Annotated in this window: 17 protein-coding genes; 4 read left to right on the forward strand and 13 right to left on the reverse strand. The window is 60.3% G+C overall.

Translation table 11 applies throughout. The features are described 5' to 3' along the window. Positions 1–356: 356 nt before the first annotated feature. Both ACRRNM_RS11265 and ACRRNM_RS11270 read right to left on the reverse strand, forming a co-directional pair. On the reverse strand, positions 357–608 hold the full coding sequence (locus ACRRNM_RS11265) for a hypothetical protein (RefSeq protein ID WP_435628308.1): 252 nt from the start codon (positions 606–608) through the stop codon (positions 357–359). A 71-nt stretch (positions 609–679) separates the two neighbouring features. Continuing rightward, positions 680–3,502: an adenosylcobalamin-dependent ribonucleoside-diphosphate reductase gene (locus ACRRNM_RS11270; RefSeq protein ID WP_435628309.1), complete on the reverse strand. Its 2,823-nt coding sequence runs from the start codon at positions 3,500–3,502 to the stop codon at positions 680–682. A gap of 514 nt (positions 3,503–4,016) precedes the next feature. Here ACRRNM_RS11270 and ACRRNM_RS11275 point away from each other — a divergent pair. Together ACRRNM_RS11275 and ACRRNM_RS11280 are read left to right on the forward strand one after the other, a co-directional pair. After that, positions 4,017–4,595: a YqhA family protein gene (locus ACRRNM_RS11275; RefSeq protein ID WP_435628310.1), complete on the forward strand. Its 579-nt coding sequence runs from the start codon at positions 4,017–4,019 to the stop codon at positions 4,593–4,595. Positions 4,596–4,623: 28 nt separating this feature from the next. Further along, a complete protein-coding gene (locus tag ACRRNM_RS11280; protein WP_435628311.1) occupies positions 4,624–5,088 on the forward strand; it encodes a TlpA disulfide reductase family protein in 465 nt (154 codons plus the stop codon). On the opposite strand, the gene ACRRNM_RS11285 is transcribed toward ACRRNM_RS11280, so the two are convergent. From ACRRNM_RS11285 to radC, 5 genes are all read right to left on the reverse strand, one after another. Further along, positions 5,081–5,731: a lytic transglycosylase domain-containing protein gene (locus tag ACRRNM_RS11285; protein ID WP_435628312.1), complete on the reverse strand. Its 651-nt coding sequence runs from the start codon at positions 5,729–5,731 to the stop codon at positions 5,081–5,083. The genes ACRRNM_RS11280 and ACRRNM_RS11285 overlap by 8 nt on opposite strands. Further along, a complete protein-coding gene (locus ACRRNM_RS11290) occupies positions 5,728–7,434 on the reverse strand; it encodes a proline--tRNA ligase (protein WP_435628313.1) in 1,707 nt (568 codons plus the stop codon). The genes ACRRNM_RS11285 and ACRRNM_RS11290 overlap by 4 nt, the downstream gene beginning before the upstream one ends. Positions 7,435–7,551: 117 nt before the next feature. Beyond that, positions 7,552–10,200, reverse strand: coding sequence for a FecR domain-containing protein (locus ACRRNM_RS11295; RefSeq protein ID WP_435628314.1), 2,649 nt, complete (start codon positions 10,198–10,200; stop codon positions 7,552–7,554). 23 nt (positions 10,201–10,223) lie between these two features. Further along, complete coding sequence (locus ACRRNM_RS11300) at positions 10,224–11,822, reverse strand: surface lipoprotein assembly modifier (protein WP_435628315.1); 1,599 nt, start codon at positions 11,820–11,822, stop codon at positions 10,224–10,226. A gap of 79 nt (positions 11,823–11,901) precedes the next feature. After that, positions 11,902–12,576 (reverse strand): RadC family protein, encoded by a 675-nt coding sequence (gene radC, locus ACRRNM_RS11305; RefSeq protein WP_435628316.1) that lies wholly within the window; start codon positions 12,574–12,576, stop codon positions 11,902–11,904. A gap of 47 nt (positions 12,577–12,623) precedes the next feature. Here radC and coaBC point away from each other — a divergent pair, with 47 nt between their 5' ends. Both coaBC and dut read left to right on the forward strand, forming a co-directional pair. After that, complete coding sequence (gene coaBC / locus ACRRNM_RS11310; RefSeq protein WP_435628317.1) at positions 12,624–13,820, forward strand: bifunctional phosphopantothenoylcysteine decarboxylase/phosphopantothenate--cysteine ligase CoaBC; 1,197 nt, start codon at positions 12,624–12,626, stop codon at positions 13,818–13,820. Further along, the gene (dut, locus tag ACRRNM_RS11315) at positions 13,817–14,272 is read left to right on the forward strand and encodes a dUTP diphosphatase (RefSeq protein WP_435628318.1); all 456 of its coding nucleotides are present in this window, start codon (positions 13,817–13,819) and stop codon (positions 14,270–14,272) included. Before coaBC ends, dut begins: the two co-directional genes overlap by 4 nt. Positions 14,273–14,278: 6 nt before the next feature. On the opposite strand, the gene ACRRNM_RS11320 is transcribed toward dut, so the two are convergent. From ACRRNM_RS11320 to kdsB, 6 genes are all read right to left on the reverse strand, one after another. Further along, positions 14,279–15,558, reverse strand: a protein-coding gene (locus tag ACRRNM_RS11320; RefSeq protein WP_435626763.1) for an IS3 family transposase whose coding sequence is annotated in 2 segments (ribosomal slippage) — positions 14,279–15,192 and positions 15,192–15,558 — 1,281 coding nt in all. Because the reading frame shifts where the segments join, the coding sequence is not laid out codon by codon here. 110 nt (positions 15,559–15,668) lie between these two features. Continuing rightward, the gene (locus tag ACRRNM_RS11325; protein WP_435628319.1) at positions 15,669–16,508 is read right to left on the reverse strand and encodes a PEGA domain-containing protein; all 840 of its coding nucleotides are present in this window, start codon (positions 16,506–16,508) and stop codon (positions 15,669–15,671) included. Positions 16,509–16,770: 262 nt separating this feature from the next. Further along, positions 16,771–17,253, reverse strand: coding sequence for an RNA pyrophosphohydrolase (locus ACRRNM_RS11330; protein ID WP_435628320.1), 483 nt, complete (start codon positions 17,251–17,253; stop codon positions 16,771–16,773). A 156-nt stretch (positions 17,254–17,409) separates the two neighbouring features. Next, positions 17,410–17,802, reverse strand: a complete 393-nt coding sequence (locus ACRRNM_RS11335) for a GlcG/HbpS family heme-binding protein (protein ID WP_435628321.1) — start codon at positions 17,800–17,802, stop codon at positions 17,410–17,412. A 17-nt stretch (positions 17,803–17,819) separates the two neighbouring features. Then, positions 17,820–18,479 carry an adenylate kinase gene (gene adk, locus ACRRNM_RS11340; RefSeq protein WP_435628322.1) on the reverse strand — a complete coding sequence of 220 codons (660 nt, stop codon included), beginning with the start codon at positions 18,477–18,479 and terminating at the stop codon, positions 17,820–17,822. Then, entirely contained in the window at positions 18,476–19,261 is a 786-nt protein-coding gene (gene kdsB / locus ACRRNM_RS11345; RefSeq protein ID WP_435628323.1) for a 3-deoxy-manno-octulosonate cytidylyltransferase, read from the reverse strand. Before kdsB ends, adk begins: the two co-directional genes overlap by 4 nt. Positions 19,262–19,379 lie beyond the last annotated feature (118 nt).

Below are 19,379 nucleotides of genomic sequence, written 5' to 3' on the forward strand. Positions count from 1 at the left end.
ATTCGCAACTAAAGGGGTCCAACTAAAGGGGTCAGCTTCAAGCGCTAAGGGGGGGCAAGCTGACCCCTTTAGCCTACTTGGTGCAATTAACCCTTGCTAATCACCTTTTTTGTGTTTGTGAGGCTTAAGCGAGGGCGTATTTCTAGGAGTTTCTTTATTATCCCGTTGGCGCCTATCTGGCTTCCCAGTTGATTTGGCAGTTCTTTTTGGACCTGGCTTAATTCCCATAGTTTTCTCCCTTTATTGGTACTAATGACTGATCAACGAAAGGGTCGCCGCACCCTAACGTGGAGGTAAGGGGCTGCGCTTTAGCGCAGTCCCAGCGCAGCGAAAGCGGAGCGGACTTGACCGCAGGGTTAGAACGGAAACTTTTCATTTGATTGCGGGCGAGATAGTGAAAGTTCGATATATGAGGTGTCGGATAACCACGCATTAAGCCCGTGGTTTAAGTCGAGTTTGTTAATGCTGACCTTGTAGGCCATGCCAGTTAACTCGCCCAATGCTTTTGAAAACGCATCCTCAATTTGTTGGATGCTGGCAGTTTTTATTGGGCGATGCCCCCAGTCGGGAGAGGCCTCTTCTTGCGGCTTTTGTTTTTCATCAGTCATAAATTTCTCCAAGCATTGAGATATAGAGTTCTAACTAGTTAATGTAGAGACCCATTGGTTCGGACAAGCGGTCAGCCGCACGCGCCTATCGTCCCGCAGCTCGTGCAGAATTCGCAGCCGTCCTTCTTGATCAGCGTGGCGTTGCCGCACTCCTTGCAGACCTTGCCGGTCATCGGCTTGATCCCGGAGGCCTTGTTTTGCGCCTCGGGGACTTCCAGTACGCCCATCTGCTGCACCGGATAGCCGTTTTCGTCGAGGATGCCGAGCATGGCGTAGCGGTGGATGATGAGCTTGGCGACATAGGAAACCGTCGAAGGGTAGCTTTCCATTTTTTCCCCGCCCGGCACGCGCGCCATGAAATCGCCCAGCGGTTCGCCGAAGTTGAGCAGCTTGCGCAGCTTCATGCCGATCCAGGCCGGGTCGATGACGCGCATGTCGAGGCTCAGCACCTTGCACAGGCCGTCGAGGGCGCGCGGATAAACCCCGGCGAGCCACATCGAGTAGGGGCGGCGCTGGCCGTCCGGCATCATCAGTTCCTTGAGGCCGAGCACGAAGTCGTCGCCGGTGCCGGCGTTGGAGATGTCCACCGTCCAGCTCATCGTGCCGTCGGTGCCAGTCTTCGGTTCCTTCTTGGCGAACAGCGCATCCATCATCGGCGTGGTGACGCCTTCGCCGACTTCCAGCGCACCCAGCGTCTCGATGCGGTATTTCAGCAGGTGGGCGAACGCCGCCACCAGGCTGGGCATGCGTTTCATTTCGCCATCGGGCGGCATCGGCATGTCGAAGGCGTCGTCGCCCGCGGTCTTCATCAGCATCTCCAGCTTCATGCGCAGCCACACCGGGTCGCGCGCGCGCATGTCCATCGACAGCGATTTCGCGAGCGCACCCAGTCCGCGCGGCTGCTCACCGCCGTTCACCCAGACTTCGAACGGGTGGTTCCTGCCGTTGCGGGTATGGGAAACGAACACGACGAAGCTGCCGAGCGTGTGATCCACCACCTGCGAGACCCAGCCTTCGCTGCCGCTTGGCAGATCCGGGCGGCCCGGCCAGCGCAGCGATGCGAGCGTCGGATTGGGTGCGGCCTCCAGCACGATGCGGCGGTCCTGGTCGAACAGCAGGTCTTGCGGCTGCTCTTCTTTCTTAGCCGGCGTGACGGACAGCACGGAGCCCAGCACGCTGTTGGGGCGATAGGTCGCGAGGCCTTTCAGGCCGGCCTTCCAGGCTTCGGTGTAGAGTTCCTTGAAGTCTTCGTAGGGGTAGTCGGCCGGCACGTTGACCGTCTTGCTGATCGCCGTGTCGATGAACGGCGCGACGGCCGCAACCATTTTCATGTGGTCGATCGCGGAAATCTCCAGTGCGGTGACGAATGCGGGCGGCAGGTTGTCCACGTCGCCGCCCTGTTCCTTGTATAGGCGCCAGGCGTGATCCTCCACCGGGTAATCCTTGGTGCTGCCGTCCATCATGCGCTTCTTGCGCGTGTAGAACCAGGAGAACGGCGGCTCGATGCCGTTGGAGGCGTTGTCGGCGAACGCCAGTGAGATGGTGCCGGTGGGCGCGATCGACAGCAGGTGGCTGTTGCGGATGCCGTGCTTGCGTATCTTGTCCTTGATTTCCTCCGGCAGCCGCGAGGCGAAGCGCGGCGCGGCGAGGTACTGCTCGGTGTCCAGCAGCGGGAAGGCACCGCGCTCGATGGCTAGGTCCACCGAGGTGAGATAGGCCTCGTCGCGCATGAAGCGCGTGAGATCGGCGGCCAGCGCGCGCGCCGCGTCGGTGTCGTAGCGCAGGCCCAGCATCACCAGAGCATCACCCAGACCGGTATAGCCCAGCCCGATGCGCCGCTTGTTTGCCGCTTCCTTCTGCTGTTCGGGCAGAGGCCAGGAGGTGACGTCCAGCACGTTGTCCAGCATGCGCACACCGACCTGGATCAGCTTCCGGAATTTTTCGTAGTTGAAGGTGGCCTGTGCGGTGAAGGCGTTGTCCACCATGAGGGTCAGGTTGACCGAGCCCAGACAGCAGCAGCCGTAGGAAGGCAGCGGCTGTTCGGCGCAGGGATTGGTGGCCTCGATCAACTCGATGTAGGAGAGGTTGTTGTCGCGGTTCATCAGGTCGATGAACAGCACGCCCGGCTCGGCATGGTCGTAGGTACTTTCGATGATCTGTTTCCACAGGTCGGCGGCCGGCACCCTGCGGTACACCCACTTGCCGTCGGCGCGCTGCGCTGCCCCTTGTTCCTTGAGCGCGGCGGACGGTTCGGCGCTGTGCACCAGCTCGAAATCCGCGCCGCTTTCCACGGCCTGCATCAGGTCATCCGTGACGCCCACGGAAATGTTGAAGTTGCGCAGGTCGCCCTTGTCCTTGGCGTGGATGAATTTCTCGATGTCGGGATGGTCGCAGCGCAGCACGCCCATCTGCGCGCCGCGCCGCGCACCGGCCGATTCGACGGTCTCGCAGGAGCGGTCGAATACGCGCATGTAGGAAATCGGGCCGCTGGCGCGGGAGTTCGTGCCCTTGACCATCGCGCCTTCGGGGCGGATGGTCGAGAAATCATAGCCGACCCCGCCACCGCGCCGCATGGTCTCCGCGGCCTGCTGCAATGCGTCGTAGATGCCCGGCTTGCCATTGCTGATGCCGGAGATCGCATCGCCCACCGGCTGCACGAAGCAATTGATCAGGGTCGCATGTATCTTCAGGCCGGCTGCCGAGTTGATGCGGCCGGCAGGCACCAGGCCGTTTTCTTGGCCGAGGAAAAATTCCTCTTCCCACTTGGCGCGCTGCTTCGGTTTTTCGGCCTCAGCCAAGCCGCGCGCCACGCGGCGGCGCACGTCTTGAACGGAGTTTTCGCCGGGCTCCGCATATTTTTCCAGCAATACTTCGGTGCTGATTTCCTGTGTCATTTAAGTTGCTCCCTTAAAGCCAGCGCGCCTGATCTTCCGGTGGTCTTGCCACCTGCGTTGTGTGGGCACTATTTTCTGGCGTATGTTGTGAATTTGTTCTGTAGCCCGAGGAACTATGGAGCCTCCCCCGGCTCAAATTGGCTAGTTGTTTTCTTGTGGCGGGTCGCCCTGGTGTCGATCGGACGTCATGGAGACGGAAGGTTGGGAAGCATTATTGTCGGATGTTGTAGTCGGGATGTTTTCTGTAACAGGCACGATATTAACTCCAGGGTTGCATAGACCGTTTTTGGCCCGGGAAACCAAAAAACACTATATCTAGTGTTTTGTTGCGAAATTTCTACTAATTCTAGTGGGTCATTATTTTTTTGCAAGCACTATTTGAATCGGAAAATTAAGGTGAATAATTTGACTTAATCGGTAACTTGAGCTAACCGGATCGGGGGTATGCAGCCCTTGCGGGAAGGTAGTCATTTACGCTTTAATGCGCGACATTTTTTATTGGCGGGAGCAAGGCATGGGTTTTTTTGAGAAATTATTCGAGGGCGCGCTATGGAACAGCCGCTTCATGATCTTGGCGGCGGTGATCGGCAGCCTGCTGGCGGGCATTGCGATTTTCTACATGGCCACGGTGGACGTGGTGAACCTGTTCGGCCACGCCTTGCATTACGCCGATGCCAGCCTGACTGTTGAGACGCGCAAGGCATTGCATGACAGTACGGTGTCGCATATCGTCGAGGTGGTGGACGGCTACCTGCTGGCGACGGTGATGCTGATTTTCTCGCTGGGTCTGTACGAGCTGTTCATCAGCGATATCGACCAGGCGCATGGCAGCAAGTCTTCCAGCAAGATACTGGTCATCAATAACCTCGATGACCTCAAGTCGCGCCTGGCCAAAGTGATCCTGATGATCATGATCGTCACGCTGTTTGAGGAAGCCCTGCGCATGCACATGAGTACGCCGCTGGACCTGGTCTATCTCGGCGCAAGCATCGCGCTGATCGCACTGGCGCTGTATCTGACCCATGCTTCCGAGCATGGCACGGGTGGCGAGACGGCGCAGGACGAAAAAACACCGGAAAAGCACGGCCACTGATAACTATTCGATAGAGCTGGGGGCAGTCATGTTGTTACGCAAGTTGCTGATATGGCCGTTGCTGGCTTGGTCGTTTTCGGGGTATGCGGGGGATTTCTCGCTTGAGGATATGCAAGGCAGGACACATCGCCTGGCGGATTATCGTGGCAAGTGGGTGCTGGTAAATTTCTGGGCAACCTGGTGCCCGCCATGCCTGACCGAGATTCCCGAGTTGAGCAGCCTGCATAACGCCCACAAGGACCACGATCTGGTGGTGATCGGCGTTGCCATGGGTTCCGGCTCCAGCAAGAAGGTGGCTGATTTCATTGAGGCACACGGCATCAGTTACCCGATCGTGCTGGGCAACAACAGGCTCGCGGCGCAGATAGGCAAGGTGGAAGCGTTGCCGACCAGTTATTTGTACGCGCCGAATGGCGAGCAGGTGAGCTATCAGACCGGGGAAGTGACGCGCGAGAGTGTCGAGACCTACATCAGGAACAAAAAATTCAATTGACTGCCGTGCGCAGGCCGCTGTCGGCCGTCTTGCGCGGCAGAGACCACTTGTTGTGCCAAGCGGCACGCACTAGGTTGGGATATTCGGGGCGGCCCAGGCTGCCGTTGTAACGCCCCAGCGCACGATACAGATTGCCTTTTTCGATGTCCAGGTAATGGCGCAGGATGGTGCAGCCGTATCGCAGGTTGGTGCGCAAGTGGAAGAGGTTGTGATCCCCGGAGCCGATTTGCCTGACCCAGAACGGCATCACCTGCATATAGCCGTGTGCGCCCGCGCCCGAAACGGCGTATTTCCTGAAACCGCTCTCCACTTCAATCAAGCCCAGCACCAACTCAGGCTCCAGCCCGGCGCGGGTCGCCTCGTAATGCACAGTGCTCAGGAAATCGAGGCGCGATTCGGCATCGGGCATGCGTTTGCGCAAGCGGTGCGACATCTCCTTCAGCCATACATCCGCCTCGGATTGCGTGCCGAATGCCAGCCTGGATGCTGCCTGGTCCGATACGCTGCGCTGCAATACTGCGCGGACGCTGGCTGAGAGTGCCTCTTCCTGCTGCGCGCCGGCAAGCGCACCGGAAGCGGGCAGCAGCCCGGACAGGCACAGCGGCAGCAGGACGAAACGATGCAAAAAGGACGTTGTGGTCACTTGCATGATTCGGATTTTACGAACTCCGCCGCACTTTGCAAGGAGACGGCCTGCGCCTGCGCATCGCGCCGCCCCTGGTATTCGACATTGCCCTCCTTGAGGCCGCGGTCGCCGATGACAATGCGGTGCGGGATGCCGATCAGCTCCATGTCGGCGAACATCACGCCGGGGCGTTCGTCACGGTCGTCCAGCAGCACTTCGATACCCGCATCGACAAGCTTGGCGTAAAGCTGCTCCGCCGCTTCGCGCACCGCCGCGCTTTTGCCCATGCCGATCGGCACGATGGCGACCTGGAACGGCGCCATTGCGGCCGGCAGGATGATGCCGCGCTCGTCGTAGTTCTGCTCGATCGCGGCGGCGACGATGCGCGACACGCCGATGCCGTAGCAGCCCATCTCCATGATCTGCGCCTTGCCCTGCGCGTCGAGGAAGGTGGCGTTGAGCGCTTCGGCGTATTTCCTGCGCAACTGGAAGATGTGCCCGACCTCGATGCCGCGGCAGATTTCCAGCGCGCCCCTGCCGTCCGGCGATAGGTCACCCGCGACGACGTTGCGCAGGTCGTGCACGTTCGCTTCGTCAAGCGCCACGTCACGCCCGAAATTCACGCCGGTGTAATGGAAGCCGTCGTCGTTCGCGCCGCAAATGAAATCACTCAATGCGGCAGCAGAGCGGTCGACCAGCAGGCGCACTCCGGTATTCACCGGCCCGATGTAACCGGCGCGGCAATTCATGTTGCGGTGAATTTCGTCGTCGCTGGCGAAGCGGAACTCGCCCAGCACCTTGCCGGCCTTGATCTCGTTGAGCTGGTGGTCGCCGCGCAGCAGCAGCAGTACGAATTCGTCCTCGTACGTCACCACCGCAATGGCCTTCAGTACCTTCTCTGCGGAAGTGTCGAAGAAGGCGGCGACTTCCCCGATGGTCTTCTGTCCGGGCGTGATGGCCTTCTGCATCTCCTGCGTTGCGGCGGCGCGCGGCTCGCCCGGCGCGACAGCTTCGGCCAGTTCCACGTTTGCCGCGTAATCCGAATCCGGGCAGAACGCGAGCGCGTCCTCGCCGGAATCCGCCAGCACGTGGAATTCGTGCGAGCCGCTGCCGCCGATCGCGCCGGTGTCCGCCGCGACCGCGCGGAACTGCAGGCCGAGGCGCGTGAAGATGCGGCTGTAGGTGTCGTGCATAACCTGGTAGGTCTGCTCCAGGCTCGCATAGTCGGCATGGAACGAATAGGCATCCTTCATCACAAATTCGCGCGCGCGCATCACACCGAAGCGCGGGCGCACTTCGTCGCGGAACTTGGTCTGGATCTGGTAGAAGTTGACCGGCAACTGTCGGTAGCTGCGGATCTCGCGGCGCGCGATGTCGGTGATAACTTCCTCGTGGGTCGGGCCGAAACAGAACTCGTTGTCGTGCCGGTCCCTGATTTTCAGCATCTGCGGGCCGAACACCGCCCAGCGCCCGGTTTCCTGCCACAGTTCGGCGGGCTGCACGGCAGGCATCAGCAGTTCGATGCCGCCGCTCTTGTCCATTTCCTTGCGCACGACGTTCTCCACCTTGCGCAGCACGCGCAGGCCGAGCGGCATCCAGGTGTACAGGCCGCTCGCGAGCTTGCGGATGTAGCCCGCGCGCAGCATCAGCCGGTGGCTGGGCAACTCCGCCTCGGATGGGGCTTCTTTCAGGGTGGAGATGAAAAATTGTGAGACGCGCATGGTGAATGGTAGCAAAGTGTAAATGAGGGCGCGATTTTACAGGGATTGACTGCGGTGCGCATTCTCGCCAAATACACAGGCCTCGCGTCGCGGGGCCTGTGTTAGCTGCCAAGGATGTCAGCGATGGAAGGCGGCTACGCCGTTGACGATGACGGTATCCTTTTGCATGCCATATGCCACTCCGGCACCTATGCCGCCGGCACCGACGAATACTCCGCCCAGATGGCCCGATAATACTGCCCCGGGGCAGGTTGCCGGGCAGGTTACCGTCAGCGAGCCCAGGTTTGCCCCGCCGTTGGGCGCATTTGCCGTGCCTGCGTTGAAGAAACTCTTCTGCTCGATGGGGATGTTTGCTCCGCTGGCCACCAGATTGCCCGCGTTGGGGGTAGTCACGTCCAGGCTGACAGCCACGGTCTGCGCGGTGAAATTGGCGGTCAGGCTGGCGCTGTTCAGCGTTCCCACGCCGCCCAGCGAGTCAGTGGGCGCGGTGCCTCCCGCCAGCACGTAGTTGAAAGTGCCGGACACTGGCAAATCGACCGGGCCGGTCATTGTCGGGCCGGTGATCCAGTGCGAGTTGACGTTGGTGGGGTTGGCCGTCGTGTTGGTAGCCAAGTCGGTGATCGCCAGGTTGCCTCCCTGCCAGCGTCCCCAGCTGATGCCGGAGACGGGGTCGGTGCCCAGGCCGACGGGGGTGGCGGTCCCAATGTTGATGGTGTTGGCGCTGCCGTTCGAGAAAGGTTTGTCGGCGTTGAACTGAATGGCATTGCCGGCCACGTCAAACTGCACGCTGGCGGCATTGTTGTATCCCCCTCTCTCCGTCGGGACTGTCATACCGGCATTGGTCTGGCCTGCCGGGATCGTGTCGATGGTGGACAGGGCGGCAATCCGGTAGGGCGTCGCGGTATTCTGCGCTGTGCTGGTGAAGGCTGCGACGCCCGACACTTGGGCCGCAGCGCCTACCGAGCCGCTCAAGACATACGACATTATGGCGCCGTCCAGGCCGTTGCCGGTTAGTTGCCCGATGACATCACCTCCCGTTGCACCGGTTACCGTCAGCGGCGCCCAGCCAGTCATCGCTGCGAAGTTTGTCGAGGCCCTGAACCCGGTCTTGGCACCGTTCCAGTACATCATCTGCAAGGGGGCGCCGCTCGCGCTGGCGGTCCACGGTGTGCCGCCCACGCTCAATGCCAGGTTGAACGTCACCAGCTGCTGGGTGAAATTCACCGAGAGGGAGGCAGAGCTCAGGGATACTGCCGGGGGGGTGGTGACCGTGGTGATTGTTGGGGCGGTGCCGCCGGCCAAGGTATAGGTTGCCGTGCCAAGCAGCACTTCCGGCAAATAGACCGGATTGACCGCCGGGCCGCCGGCCCAGTGCGAATAGACCGGTGTGTTGGATGGAGATGGCCAAGCGCAGCAATTGGTATTTCCCACTGCTGTCCATTGTGCGGAGGTGCTGTCCCACCTCCCGAACTGGATGCCGTTGGCCAAGGTAGTGGTCGCCTGCCCGACCGTTGTTGTGCCGTTCAGGGCGTAGGTGACGTAACTGTTCACATCCTTTCCGGCATAACGGTCAATATAAGATGGATTAGGCAGTGCATTGTTCAGGTCCGCCGGTTTCGCGATCAGGGTGCCCATCTGAACGAAGGGGCTCAGGTAACTCGAGCTATTTGTTACGAGCGCCATTGCCAAGTCGCTTTGCACATAAGGTGCGGTTGCAACCGGCACCGGTGCCGGAGCAGGAGTTACCCCAGGAGTAATTACCTGCCCCCCAGCGGTGGTACCCGTGCCTGAGACAAGATTCAGTGTCGTTCCCCCTGCCGTAAGCGTGGTGGTGGTCTGGACTTGTAGTCCGGTTGGCGGCGCAATGATTTCAGCCGTCGTGGTGGCCGCTATCGTCGAAGTGGCGGCGGTGGGAGCTCCACCTGTGCTGGGGGCGGCTGCATCCACTACCGCAGTCTCGCGGACAGGAGCCTCTTCGCCGGCTGCGCCGCCTTCTGCTGCTTCAGCCTTGGCTTCCTCTTTCTTGCCTTCTTCCTTGCCGCTTTTGGCGGCTTTTTCTTCCTGCTTGGCTCCGGCCTTCTCTTCCTTTTCTTCTTTCTTCTCGACCTTGGCACCAGGTGCAGGCGCCTCACCAACCGTGAACACATTGGTGTTCACCGGCTGCAATTGCGGCATCTGGTTCATGCCACCCGCAAAGCCCATCTGGTTGGGCTGCACGAAGATCGTGCCCTTATCGGTGGTCATGCTCGTTTCGCCGACGTTCACCTTGTTGTAGGCTCCAGTCGGCGCCATCTGCGCCAGCGGGCTCCCCGGCGCAATGACAAAGGTCTCATGATCCGTTCCGCGGATGCCGATGGTTGCCGCCGGGGTGGTGATCCTGTAATTCTGCTTGTTGATGCGGCCGATCAGGCCGGTTACCGCGCGAAAGCCGCCCTTGAACAGGGAAAAGAAGCCCTTCTCGCTGCCGTCTTCCTTGCCGGCAAAGACGAACTGGTCGAATTTCAGCCTGGTGTCTTCGCGCACCGCGACGAAGCCGCCGTCCTGCATCTTGATCTGTGCAGAGGATTTCTGCGCGGAGGTCAGTGTGTCGCCTTCATTGATCGCATCGCCCTTTTGTGCCGGGCGCGACTGTCCTGCCGTGTTGGTGACCTGCACGTCGCCGTTGACGAACTGCACATGCCCGGCTACGGCAGCATAAACCGGGGATGCCGCTGTGAAACAAACAACGGATAGCCCCAGGCAAGCGAGTAGTTTGTTAATTTTCATGATGGCACCTCAAGCAAAGATGGTTACCTGAAATCACGGCGGATGGTCAGTGAAACGTCCGCGCGATCGAAGCTATACAAGGAAATGTTGGAATTTTTTCTGGAAAAAATAACTTGCGGCCTGACCGACCAGAGCTTGTCCAGCCGCCAGTTTGCCGCCACGGTCAGGTCATAAAGCTGTTCGCTGCGGTTGGCCATGATCAGGTTGTTCAGTTTGCCGTAGTGCGCAGATTGCCAGCCCAGGCTGGCAATTCCGTCCAGTTGTTCGTAAAAAGTGGCCTGTCCGCCAATTCGCAATCCCTCGAAGCGCTTCTTGCCGTCGGTGCGGCCGCCGTCGGGCAGGCCGGGGGAGATGACCGGTGCGACATCCAGTTCCTTGCCGGCATAAATGCTGCCAAACAGGGCCTGCTTGCCATCCGCCATAATGTGCACCCACCCGGCGCCAACCACAGCCTGATTGGTGTCACCCTCGATGCGCGCATCCGTCGTCGGGGAGGTCGGCTGGACGCCGGCAGCACGGTTCTGTCCATATTGCGCAAATGCGCTCATCTGGTTGGCCGGGCTGAATACATGTTGCCATTCCGCGCTTAGGCCGACCGAATCGCGGCGCATGGAGTTGGCGGTGTAATACTGTCCGCCAGTCAGCGTCAGTTTGTAGGCATTCTGCTCCTCGGCGTAGATTGCTCCTAAGCGGGCATCGGTGCTGACCGTGTCATAGGCGGTCTGGGTCATGTTGCCGTGCTGGCGCAGGTCGGCGCCGGCAAACACCCCCCAATTGCCGTTCAGGTTGTGGCTGATTTCGGCGCCAGCATTGACGCCCTCGTAAGTGCCGCTCAGCTTGGCGGCCGGCGGCAGTTGATTGCCGGGGAAGAAGCCGATCCACGGCGAAGTCGGGGCGAACGTAAAGGTTTGGGTGCTGCTGTTGGCTATGTTGCTGTCATGCCCCACGGTGCCCTCGACATAGCCGCTGATGCGTGTCTGCTTGGCCTGTTCTGCGGCCACAATGGCATCCAGATATTTCTGGATGGTGATGCGCGCCGCCTCAGGCGGGTTTTGTTTCAATACTTCCTGAAATTCGGTTTGGGCGCGCGGCAGATCGCCGAGCTGGTAATAGGCGCGCGCCATGTCCAGGCGCGCTCCGGCAAAATTCGGATCAACGGCCAATACCCGCTCGAAGGCGAGTGTCGCCTTGTCCGGCTTGCCGCTGTCCAGTGCGGCGATGCCGAGCAGGTAGTCGAAGCGCACCTCGCCGGAACGCTCGAACTCCAGAGGCTCCAGCAATGCGTAAGCATCGGCCGGCTTGCCGTTCTTCATCATTTCTTCGGCATCCCTGATGGGTTTCTCGCGCGCTTCGATCTCTGCACGTTTGGCTTCTGCTTCGGCCTGCTTTCTGGCTTCTGCTTCGGCACGCTGACGCGCTTCCTGTTCGGCTTTGGCGCGCGCTGCCGCTTCGCGCTGCGCCTGCAAGGCGCGTGCGCCCGGCTTTGCGGCTTTTTTGGCGGCAGGCTTGGCCTTTTTGGTTACGGCCTTCTTGGGAGCCCCTTGGGGTTCAGCCTGTGCAACAGTGCCCGCCGCCATCAAGGCTCCGAATACTCCGCAACACACCCATTGCACCAGCTTCATGTTTGCTGCCTCCCTTATTGATTACTAGTCGCAGTATCTACTCCTCGTGCGGCATGGTCAATACGCCAAAAGGCCTAGTCTAGATGAACCCCTTTTCCGCAAACGACAGGGTTTGCCCGCCTGCCACCACGAAGTGATCCAGCACGCGCACGTCAACCAAACCGAGGGATTGTTTCAACGCGGTCGTCAGGAGCTGGTCGGCCTGGCTCGGCTCGGCGACGCCGGAAGGATGGTTGTGCGCGAGGATCACGGCGGCGGCATTGTGCGCCAGCGCACGCTTGACCACCTCGCGCGGATAGACGCTGGTCTGGCTGAGTGTGCCGTGGAACAGCTCCTCCGAAGCGATCACGCGATGCTGGGTGTCGAGGAACAGCGCCAGAAAGACTTCCTGCTGCCGGCCGCCGAGCAGCAGCCGCAGGTAGTCGCGTACCGCGCGCGGCGAGCAGAGCGCATCGCCGCACTGCATTTCCTCCTGCAGCGCGCGCCGTGACATTTCCAGCACGGCCTGCAGTTGCGCGAATTTCGCCTGCCCCATGCCGTGCGTTTCGCAAAATTCCTTTTCGCAGGCGGCGAACAGTTTGGTGAGGCTGCCGAAGCGGGTGAGCAGCTCGCGTGCCAGATCCACCGCGCTCTTGCCGGTCACGCCGGTGCGCAGGAAGATCGCGAGCAATTCGGCATCGGATAATGATGAAGCGCCGCGCTGAAGCAACTTCTCGCGCGGACGTTCGCCCTCTGGCCAGTCGGTGATTGCCATGACCACCTCGCTTTCTTGCCAAACTTTCTTGTAAGATGCGCGGCATTATGAAACAAGAACCCGCAAAACGCATCCTGCTCGGCATTACCGGCGGTATTGCGGCCTACAAGGCCGCGGAACTGTTGCGTCTGCTGATGAAGCAGGGGATGGAGGTGCAGATCGCGATGACCGAGGCAGCGTGCCGCTTCATTACACCCACAACCATGCAGGGACTGTCCGGCAGGCCGGTACTTACCAGCCAGTGGGACATGGGTGCTTCGAACGGCATGGCGCATATCAGCCCTAGCCGCAACGCCGATGCGATCGTAATCGCTCCCGCAACGGCGGATTTCATCGCCAAGCTGGCGCATGGCCTGGCGGACGATTTGCTTTCCACGCTGTGCGTGGCGCGCAACTGCCCGCTGCTGGTCGCTCCGGCGATGAACCGTGAGATGTGGCAGAACGCCGCGACGCAGCGCAACATTGCGCAGTTGCTCGCCGACGGCGTGCGCGTGCTCGGTCCCGACTGCGGGATGCAGGCCTGCGGCGAAGAGGGCATGGGGCGCATGCTTGAGGTAGAGCATCTGGCGCAGGACATCGTGGCATTTTTCCAGCCCAAGCTGCTGCTCGGCAAAAAAATCCTGATCACCGCCGGGCCGACCTACGAGGCGATCGACGCGGTGCGCGGCATCACCAACCGCAGTTCCGGCAAGATGGGCTATGCCGTCGCGCAGGCCGCGCTGGAGCAGGGCGCGGAAGTGGTGCTGGTGTCCGGCCCGGTCGCGCTTGCCAGGCCGCAGGGCGCGAACTGCATCGATGTGGTGAGTGCCGCGCAGATGTTCGAGGCTGTGCAACAACGCGCCGGCGATTGCGATATTTTCATCGGTGTGGCGGCGGTCGCGGATTATCGCGTCGCGCAACCGAGCGAGCAGAAGATCAAGAAAAGCGTGGCACCGCTCACGCTGGAACTGGTGCTCAATCCGGACATTTTGGCGTATGTCGCCGGACTGCCGAACCCGCCGTTCTGCGTGGGTTTTGCCGCCGAGAGCGAGAATCTCGCGCAGTATGCCGAGCAAAAACGCTGCGTGAAGAATCTGCCGCTGCTGGTGGGTAATTTCGCGCAACAGGCCATCGGCAGCGACGAAAACGAACTGGTGCTGTTCGATGACAGCGGCAGCCATGTCTTGCCGCGCGCAGGCAAGCTGACGCAGGCCAGGCTATTGATGCAACACATTGCGCAACGCTATGAAGGAGCAAGCAAATGAAGCACATCCCGGTGGATGTAAAGATCCTCGATTCCCGTCTGCATGAAAGCATGCCGGGCTACGCCACCTCCGGTTCGGCGGGGATCGACCTGCGTGCGTGCATCGACCGGGATATGGTGATCCAGCCCAAGCAGTGCGAGCTGATTCCCAGCGGCATCGCCATCCACCTTCGCGATCCAGGCTATGCCGCGATGATCCTGCCGCGCTCCGGCCTGGGGCACAAGCACGGTGTCGTGCTCGGCAACCTGGTCGGCCTCATCGATTCCGACTATCAGGGGCAGATTTTTGTCTCGCTGTGGAACCGCAGCCAGACACCCTTTACCTTGGTGCCGATGGAGCGCATGGCGCAACTGGTGATTGTGCCGGTCATGCAGGCAAAGTTTAATATCGTGGAGGAGTTTTCGTTGAGCGAACGCGGCAGCGGCGGCTTCGGCAGCACCGGCAAGCATTGACCCGTCCTAAAATAGGTTGACACCTGTGATGACGGATTGGCCGGCTTGATTGCTGGCCAACATAGACGCCCGATGAACCTCATCGGGCGTTTTCAATTGTAGCGAGAGATGGGGGTGCTCGGTGTTGTAAATCGCAATGGATTGACTGACCATGCGCCGGGCCTGAGCCAGATCAGACGGCTTCTGGAGCAGGAACTCCTGCTTGAGAATGCCGTTGACCCGTTCCGCCAAGGCATTCTGGTAGCAGTCGTAGCCGTCCGTCATTGAGCAGATCAGCCCGTGTTTATGATGAATGGCCTGGTACTCGTCGGCACAGTACTGGATTCCCCTGTCCGAATGATGGATCACCGGTTGGCTTCTACAACGCCCTTTCAGCGCCATCTTCAAGGCCTGGCTGACTTGGGCCGTGTGCAGGCTGTCATGGACGTGGTAACCCACGATCTTGCGTGAGTAGGCATCGGTGATCAGGCTCAGGTAGACACAGCGTTCGCGGGTGGGCAGATAGGTGATGTCCGCAACCCAGACCTGCTCGCTCGCTTCGGCACGAACCTGCTCCGGACCGGCTTTGAGCAAGTTGGGATGGCGCCGGAAACGATGGTGGCTGTGCGTCGTCTTGTGGTATGCCCGTCGCGGGAGCAGCAACAGGCGCGCACCGCGCAAAAGATTGAACAGCGCATCCCGGCCAATGCCAAGGCCGTGGGCGTCAAGCTCGGGGCCTATCAGGTGGTGCAGCTTGCGCGTCCCCAGCCGGGGCTGGCGCAGGCGTTTTGCCCTGACCAGTTCCAGCACCGTTTCGTGCTTCGCTTCTTCCTGCGCCCGGCGATGTTGCCACTGGTAATGTGCCTGCCGGCTGATCCCCATGTAGCGGCAAACCCTCGACACGTTCAGTCCTTCAACGGACTTTTGCGCGAGGACTTGCCCACAGGCTTTTTTACGACGCGGACTCCATAGTCTTGCTTCAGAACATCGATCACCGCTTCGAAGAATTGGGCTTTCTCCCGCGCCTCCTTGAGCTGGACTTCCAACTCCTTGATCCGCTGTTCCGGCGTCAGCCCTTGGCTGCCGGCTATTTGGGCTTGGTTACTCATACGACCGTATGATGCCATCGCTCCCCAGTTCTGGCGACCGTGCTTGCGCAACCAGACCATGACGGTCGATCTCCCCTGAATCCCGTAACGGTCCTGCGCCTGTTTGTAGGTCAGTTCGCCTTTTTCCACTTGCTCGACTACTGCCAGTTTAAAAGCCAGCGTGTAATCTCGCTGCGTTCTCTTAACTCCTGCTCCCATCTGACTTCCCCTTTTCCTGGTCGAAAAGGCGTCAACTTCTTTCAGGACGAGTCACATTAAAAACAAAGGCCCGCAAAGCGGGCCCGTCAAACTTCATCAAACAGCCGGACTTAACGCTCGAGATTCAGTTCCACCTCAGTATTGTCGCCCTTGCGCACCGACACTTTCTCGGTGACCATCTTGTAGCCTTCCAGCTTCACGCTGATTGCATGCACGCCAGGCTCCATTTCCAGACGCAACGGCGACATCCCGTAATATACCCCGTCCAGATACACCTTGGCGCGCTGCGGGTTGGTATTCACCAGCAGCAATCCAGACGTGGCGCTGGCGCGCGGCGTGTAGGCAGACGGAGGAATGTCGCCAGCCGGCTGCGCGCCATAAGCCGGTATCGCGGCGGGCGAGACACTTCTGGCAGCAGCAGGAGCGGTATAGACCGTTACGCCGGGAATCGGCTTGGTGCCGGCAGTCAGATTGAACAGTTCCGGTCGTGATGCCATCAACGATGCGCTGATCGCTTCCACGGCCTTGGTGGTGGCAATGCGCAACTCCTTGTTCAGGTAGGCGACCACGTCGTCCTTGTTGTTGCCGGAAACACCGGCAAACCGGTCGTTCTTTTCCATCACCATGCCCGACCATACCACCTTTCCGGTAGCCACGTCCTTCAGGGTGGTCTCAATCGCAATGTTGATCTCATCGCGCTCCTTGACGTTCAGGGTCAGGTCCTTGATGACCCCGGTCACTTCGAACAGGGCATTGGCAGCGCTGCTGCCTTCCAGCACCTGGTAGCCTTCCCCATCGAAGCGTTTCTTGACGGCTGTCGTAACGATATTCGCGATTTCCTGATCGAGCAGCAACTGATCTCCATCCACGCCGCGGACACGCTGCGTGGTTATCCCGAGTAAGCGGGGATTGCCCTGCTTGCGCTGATCGGCATATTTGTTGACGCGCATTGTGGCGCCATATTTGAGTAAAGGTCCGGAGCTGTCGCCGGACGTCTTCGTTCCGCTTGTGGTGCTAAGCGTACTGCTCGTGCTACTTGTATTGTCGTTGCCATTGAACCAGCCGACGACTGAATCCTTGGTATTTTTGACGGTAGAACACCCGGTAACCGTAAACAACAGCCCAACCAGCGCGGCATGCCGCAACAATCGACTCATGAATCTTATCCTTCAATCAAGTTTAACTACGTACTCGTTCCCGAAACATGTGGCGTTATTTATTGGAGGCTGGGAGGTAACGAACCAGTTCGTTGAGCGCCATCCTGTAAACATCACGCTTGAATTCAATTACGGCATTGATGTCCAGCCAGTAATCGTTCCAGCGCCACGCATCGAATTCTGGATGCGTGCAGGCGCGCAGACAGACATCGCAATCACGACCAACCAGGCGCAGCAAAAACCATATCTGCTTCTGCCCGCGGTAACTACCGCGCGATTCGCGCTTGTTCCATCCCTGCGGAACCTCGTAACGCATCCAGTCGCGGGTGCGTCCGAGAATTTTCACATGTTCCGGCATCAAGCCGACTTCTTCGCGCAACTCGCGGTACATCGCCTGTTCCGGGGTTTCGCCATGCTGTATGCCGCCTTGCGGAAACTGCCACGCGTGCTGCCGCACCCGCTTGCCCCAGAACACCTGATTCTTGTCGTTCGTGATAATGATGCCGACATTCGGGCGGTAGCCGTCTCGGTCGATCATTTCCCACTCTATTCAGTTAATTCCAATTCGTGGATTCTTTCACATTTCCGGGTTGTTGGAAAGCGAGTCGGCGGCGCTCAATCTGCATAGCGGCGGGAAAAAGCGGAATATTTGATCCGGGTGAAGGTGCGGCAGGGGAGTATCGCCCCGGCATGGCTAACCTTTCGGTAATGCCGCCACGCCCGCTGCCGCGATCTGCCCGTCCTGGAACGAGCGTACGCCGCTGATGCCCAGGCCGCCCACGATGATGCCATCGATTTCCAGCGGGACGCCGCCTTCGGCAGGAATCACGCCGGGCAGGGCAAGGTGAATCAGACGGCCGCCCAGCACGGCATCTTCCGAAGCCTTGGTGGGGCGCTGGAACGCGACGGCGGCATGGGCCTTCCGGATTGCCGTTTCCACGCTGCCGAACTGGGTGTCGTGGCCGCGTTGCAGATAGAGCAGATGCCCGCCATCGTCCACGACGGCGATGACCACGCGCCAGTCATTGCGTCGCGCTTCGGCCTCGGCCGCGGCCGCGACGCGCTTGGCGTCCTCCAAGGTGAGCACCGGCTTGTCGGCCACGATCAGTTGCCGCCCAACACTGCGAAAATCTGGTCGCGGATAGCCTCCACACTGCCCACCCCCTGAATGTTTGCGTACTTCGGCGCTTTTGCGTCGCCGGATTTCGCCCAAGCGGAGTAGTAATCGACCAGCGGTTTGGTCTGGTCGTGGTAAACGTTGAGGCGTTTGAGCACCGTTTCTTCCGCATCGTCGGGGCGCTGCACCAAGTCCTCACCGGTGAGGTCATCCTTGCCGGCCGCCTTGGGGGGATTGAATACAGTGTGGTAGGTGCGCCCGGAGGCCAGGTGCACGCGGCGTCCGCTCATGCGCTTGATGATCTCGCTGTCCGCCACCTCGATTTCCACCACGTAGTCAATCGGGATGCCGGCATCCTTCATCGCCTGCGCCTGCGGGATGGTGCGCGGAAAACCGTCGAACAAAAAACCGTTGGCGCAGTCGGCATCCTTGATACGTTCCTTCACCAGGTTGATGATGATGTCGTCGGAGACCAGGCCGCCGGCATCCATCACCTTCTTGGCCGCGATGCCGAGCGGTGTGCCCGCCTTGACCGCCGCGCGCAGCATGTCGCCGGTGGAGATTTGCGGGATGTTGAATTTCTCCTTGATGTAATTGGCCTGTGTGCCTTTGCCTGCGCCCGGTGCGCCTAGCAGTATCAGTCTCATTTTTTGTTCTCCTCGGGTTTGATGGTTGCGGCAAAAGCTTGCCGTGCTGCATGTAAATCCTGTTCGGTGTCCACGCCGGCCGGCGGTGCCTCGCCGGTCACGAACACGCCAATCTTGTGGCCATGATACAGCGCGCGCAACTGTTCCAGTGCCTCGAAGCGCTCGATTGCCGCCGGGGCAAGCCGGCCGTAGGCGCGCAAAAAGCCCACGCGATAGGCATAGATGCCGATATGGCGCAGCACCGGCAGGTCGGCGGGCAGCGGCTGTTGCTGCGCGAATGCATCGCGCGGCCAGGGAATTGGCGCGCGGCTGAAATACAGCGCGTTGCCGTCCTTGTCGAGCACCGCCTTGACGATGTTCGGGTTGCGCAGCGAGGCTTCGTCGTGGATGGGGTGGCAGGCCGTGGCAATCGCGCATTCCGGGTGATCGTGCAGGTGTTCGGCGACGGCGCGGATCAGCGCAGGCGGGATCAGCGGCTCGTCACCCTGCACGTTCACCACGATGGTATCGTCCGGCCAGCTATGCTGTTCCGCCACCTCGGCGATGCGGTCGGTGCCGCTGGCGTGGGTATCCCTGGTCAGGCAGGCCTTGAAACCGTGTTCGTGCGCTACGTTGGCGATGGTGTGATGGTCGGTGGCGATCCATATCTGCTGCGCGCCGCTTTGCGCAGCCTGTTCGGCAACCCTTACCACCATTGGCTTTCCGGCAATCGGCAGCAGCGGTTTGCCGGGCAGCCGAGTGGAAGCATGGCGCGCCGGGATGACGACGTGGAAATCGGTCATCAAAACCTACTGCGCGGCTCGATAGCGGCGTTGCGCGGTGCTCGCTCCTCGCCTACCCATGAGGTATGCCTCGTTCGCTGCGCTCCGTGCGCCTTGCTCTCGAACCGCTCGCTACGGT

The organism is Ferrigenium straubiae (assembly GCF_051257895.1).
Taxonomy (GTDB): Bacteria; Pseudomonadota; Gammaproteobacteria; order Burkholderiales; family Gallionellaceae; genus Gallionella; species Gallionella straubiae.

What these genes read in the sequence shown, in the direction of transcription:
- ACRRNM_RS11270 (WP_435628309.1), bottom strand. Translation starts at nt 3,502, where the DNA reads ATGACACAGGAAATCAGCACCGAAGTATTGCTGGAAAAATATGCGGAG.
- ACRRNM_RS11325 (WP_435628319.1), bottom strand. Translation starts at nt 16,508, where the DNA reads ATGCGCGTCAACAAATATGCCGATCAGCGCAAGCAGGGCAATCCCCGC.
- ACRRNM_RS11280 (WP_435628311.1), top strand. Translation starts at nt 4,624, where the DNA reads ATGTTGTTACGCAAGTTGCTGATATGGCCGTTGCTGGCTTGGTCGTTT.
- ACRRNM_RS11290 (WP_435628313.1), bottom strand. Translation starts at nt 7,434, where the DNA reads ATGCGCGTCTCACAATTTTTCATCTCCACCCTGAAAGAAGCCCCATCC.
- ACRRNM_RS11295 (WP_435628314.1), bottom strand. Translation starts at nt 10,200, where the DNA reads ATGAAAATTAACAAACTACTCGCTTGCCTGGGGCTATCCGTTGTTTGT.
- ACRRNM_RS11330 (WP_435628320.1), bottom strand. Translation starts at nt 17,253, where the DNA reads ATGATCGACCGAGACGGCTACCGCCCGAATGTCGGCATCATTATCACG.
- adk (WP_435628322.1), bottom strand. Translation starts at nt 18,479, where the DNA reads ATGAGACTGATACTGCTAGGCGCACCGGGCGCAGGCAAAGGCACACAG.
- coaBC (WP_435628317.1), top strand. Translation starts at nt 12,624, where the DNA reads ATGAAACAAGAACCCGCAAAACGCATCCTGCTCGGCATTACCGGCGGT.
- dut (WP_435628318.1), top strand. Translation starts at nt 13,817, where the DNA reads ATGAAGCACATCCCGGTGGATGTAAAGATCCTCGATTCCCGTCTGCAT.
- radC (WP_435628316.1), bottom strand. Translation starts at nt 12,576, where the DNA reads ATGGCAATCACCGACTGGCCAGAGGGCGAACGTCCGCGCGAGAAGTTG.
- kdsB (WP_435628323.1), bottom strand. Translation starts at nt 19,261, where the DNA reads ATGACCGATTTCCACGTCGTCATCCCGGCGCGCCATGCTTCCACTCGG.
- ACRRNM_RS11265 (WP_435628308.1), bottom strand. Translation starts at nt 608, where the DNA reads ATGACTGATGAAAAACAAAAGCCGCAAGAAGAGGCCTCTCCCGACTGG.
- ACRRNM_RS11275 (WP_435628310.1), top strand. Translation starts at nt 4,017, where the DNA reads ATGGGTTTTTTTGAGAAATTATTCGAGGGCGCGCTATGGAACAGCCGC.
- ACRRNM_RS11300 (WP_435628315.1), bottom strand. Translation starts at nt 11,822, where the DNA reads ATGAAGCTGGTGCAATGGGTGTGTTGCGGAGTATTCGGAGCCTTGATG.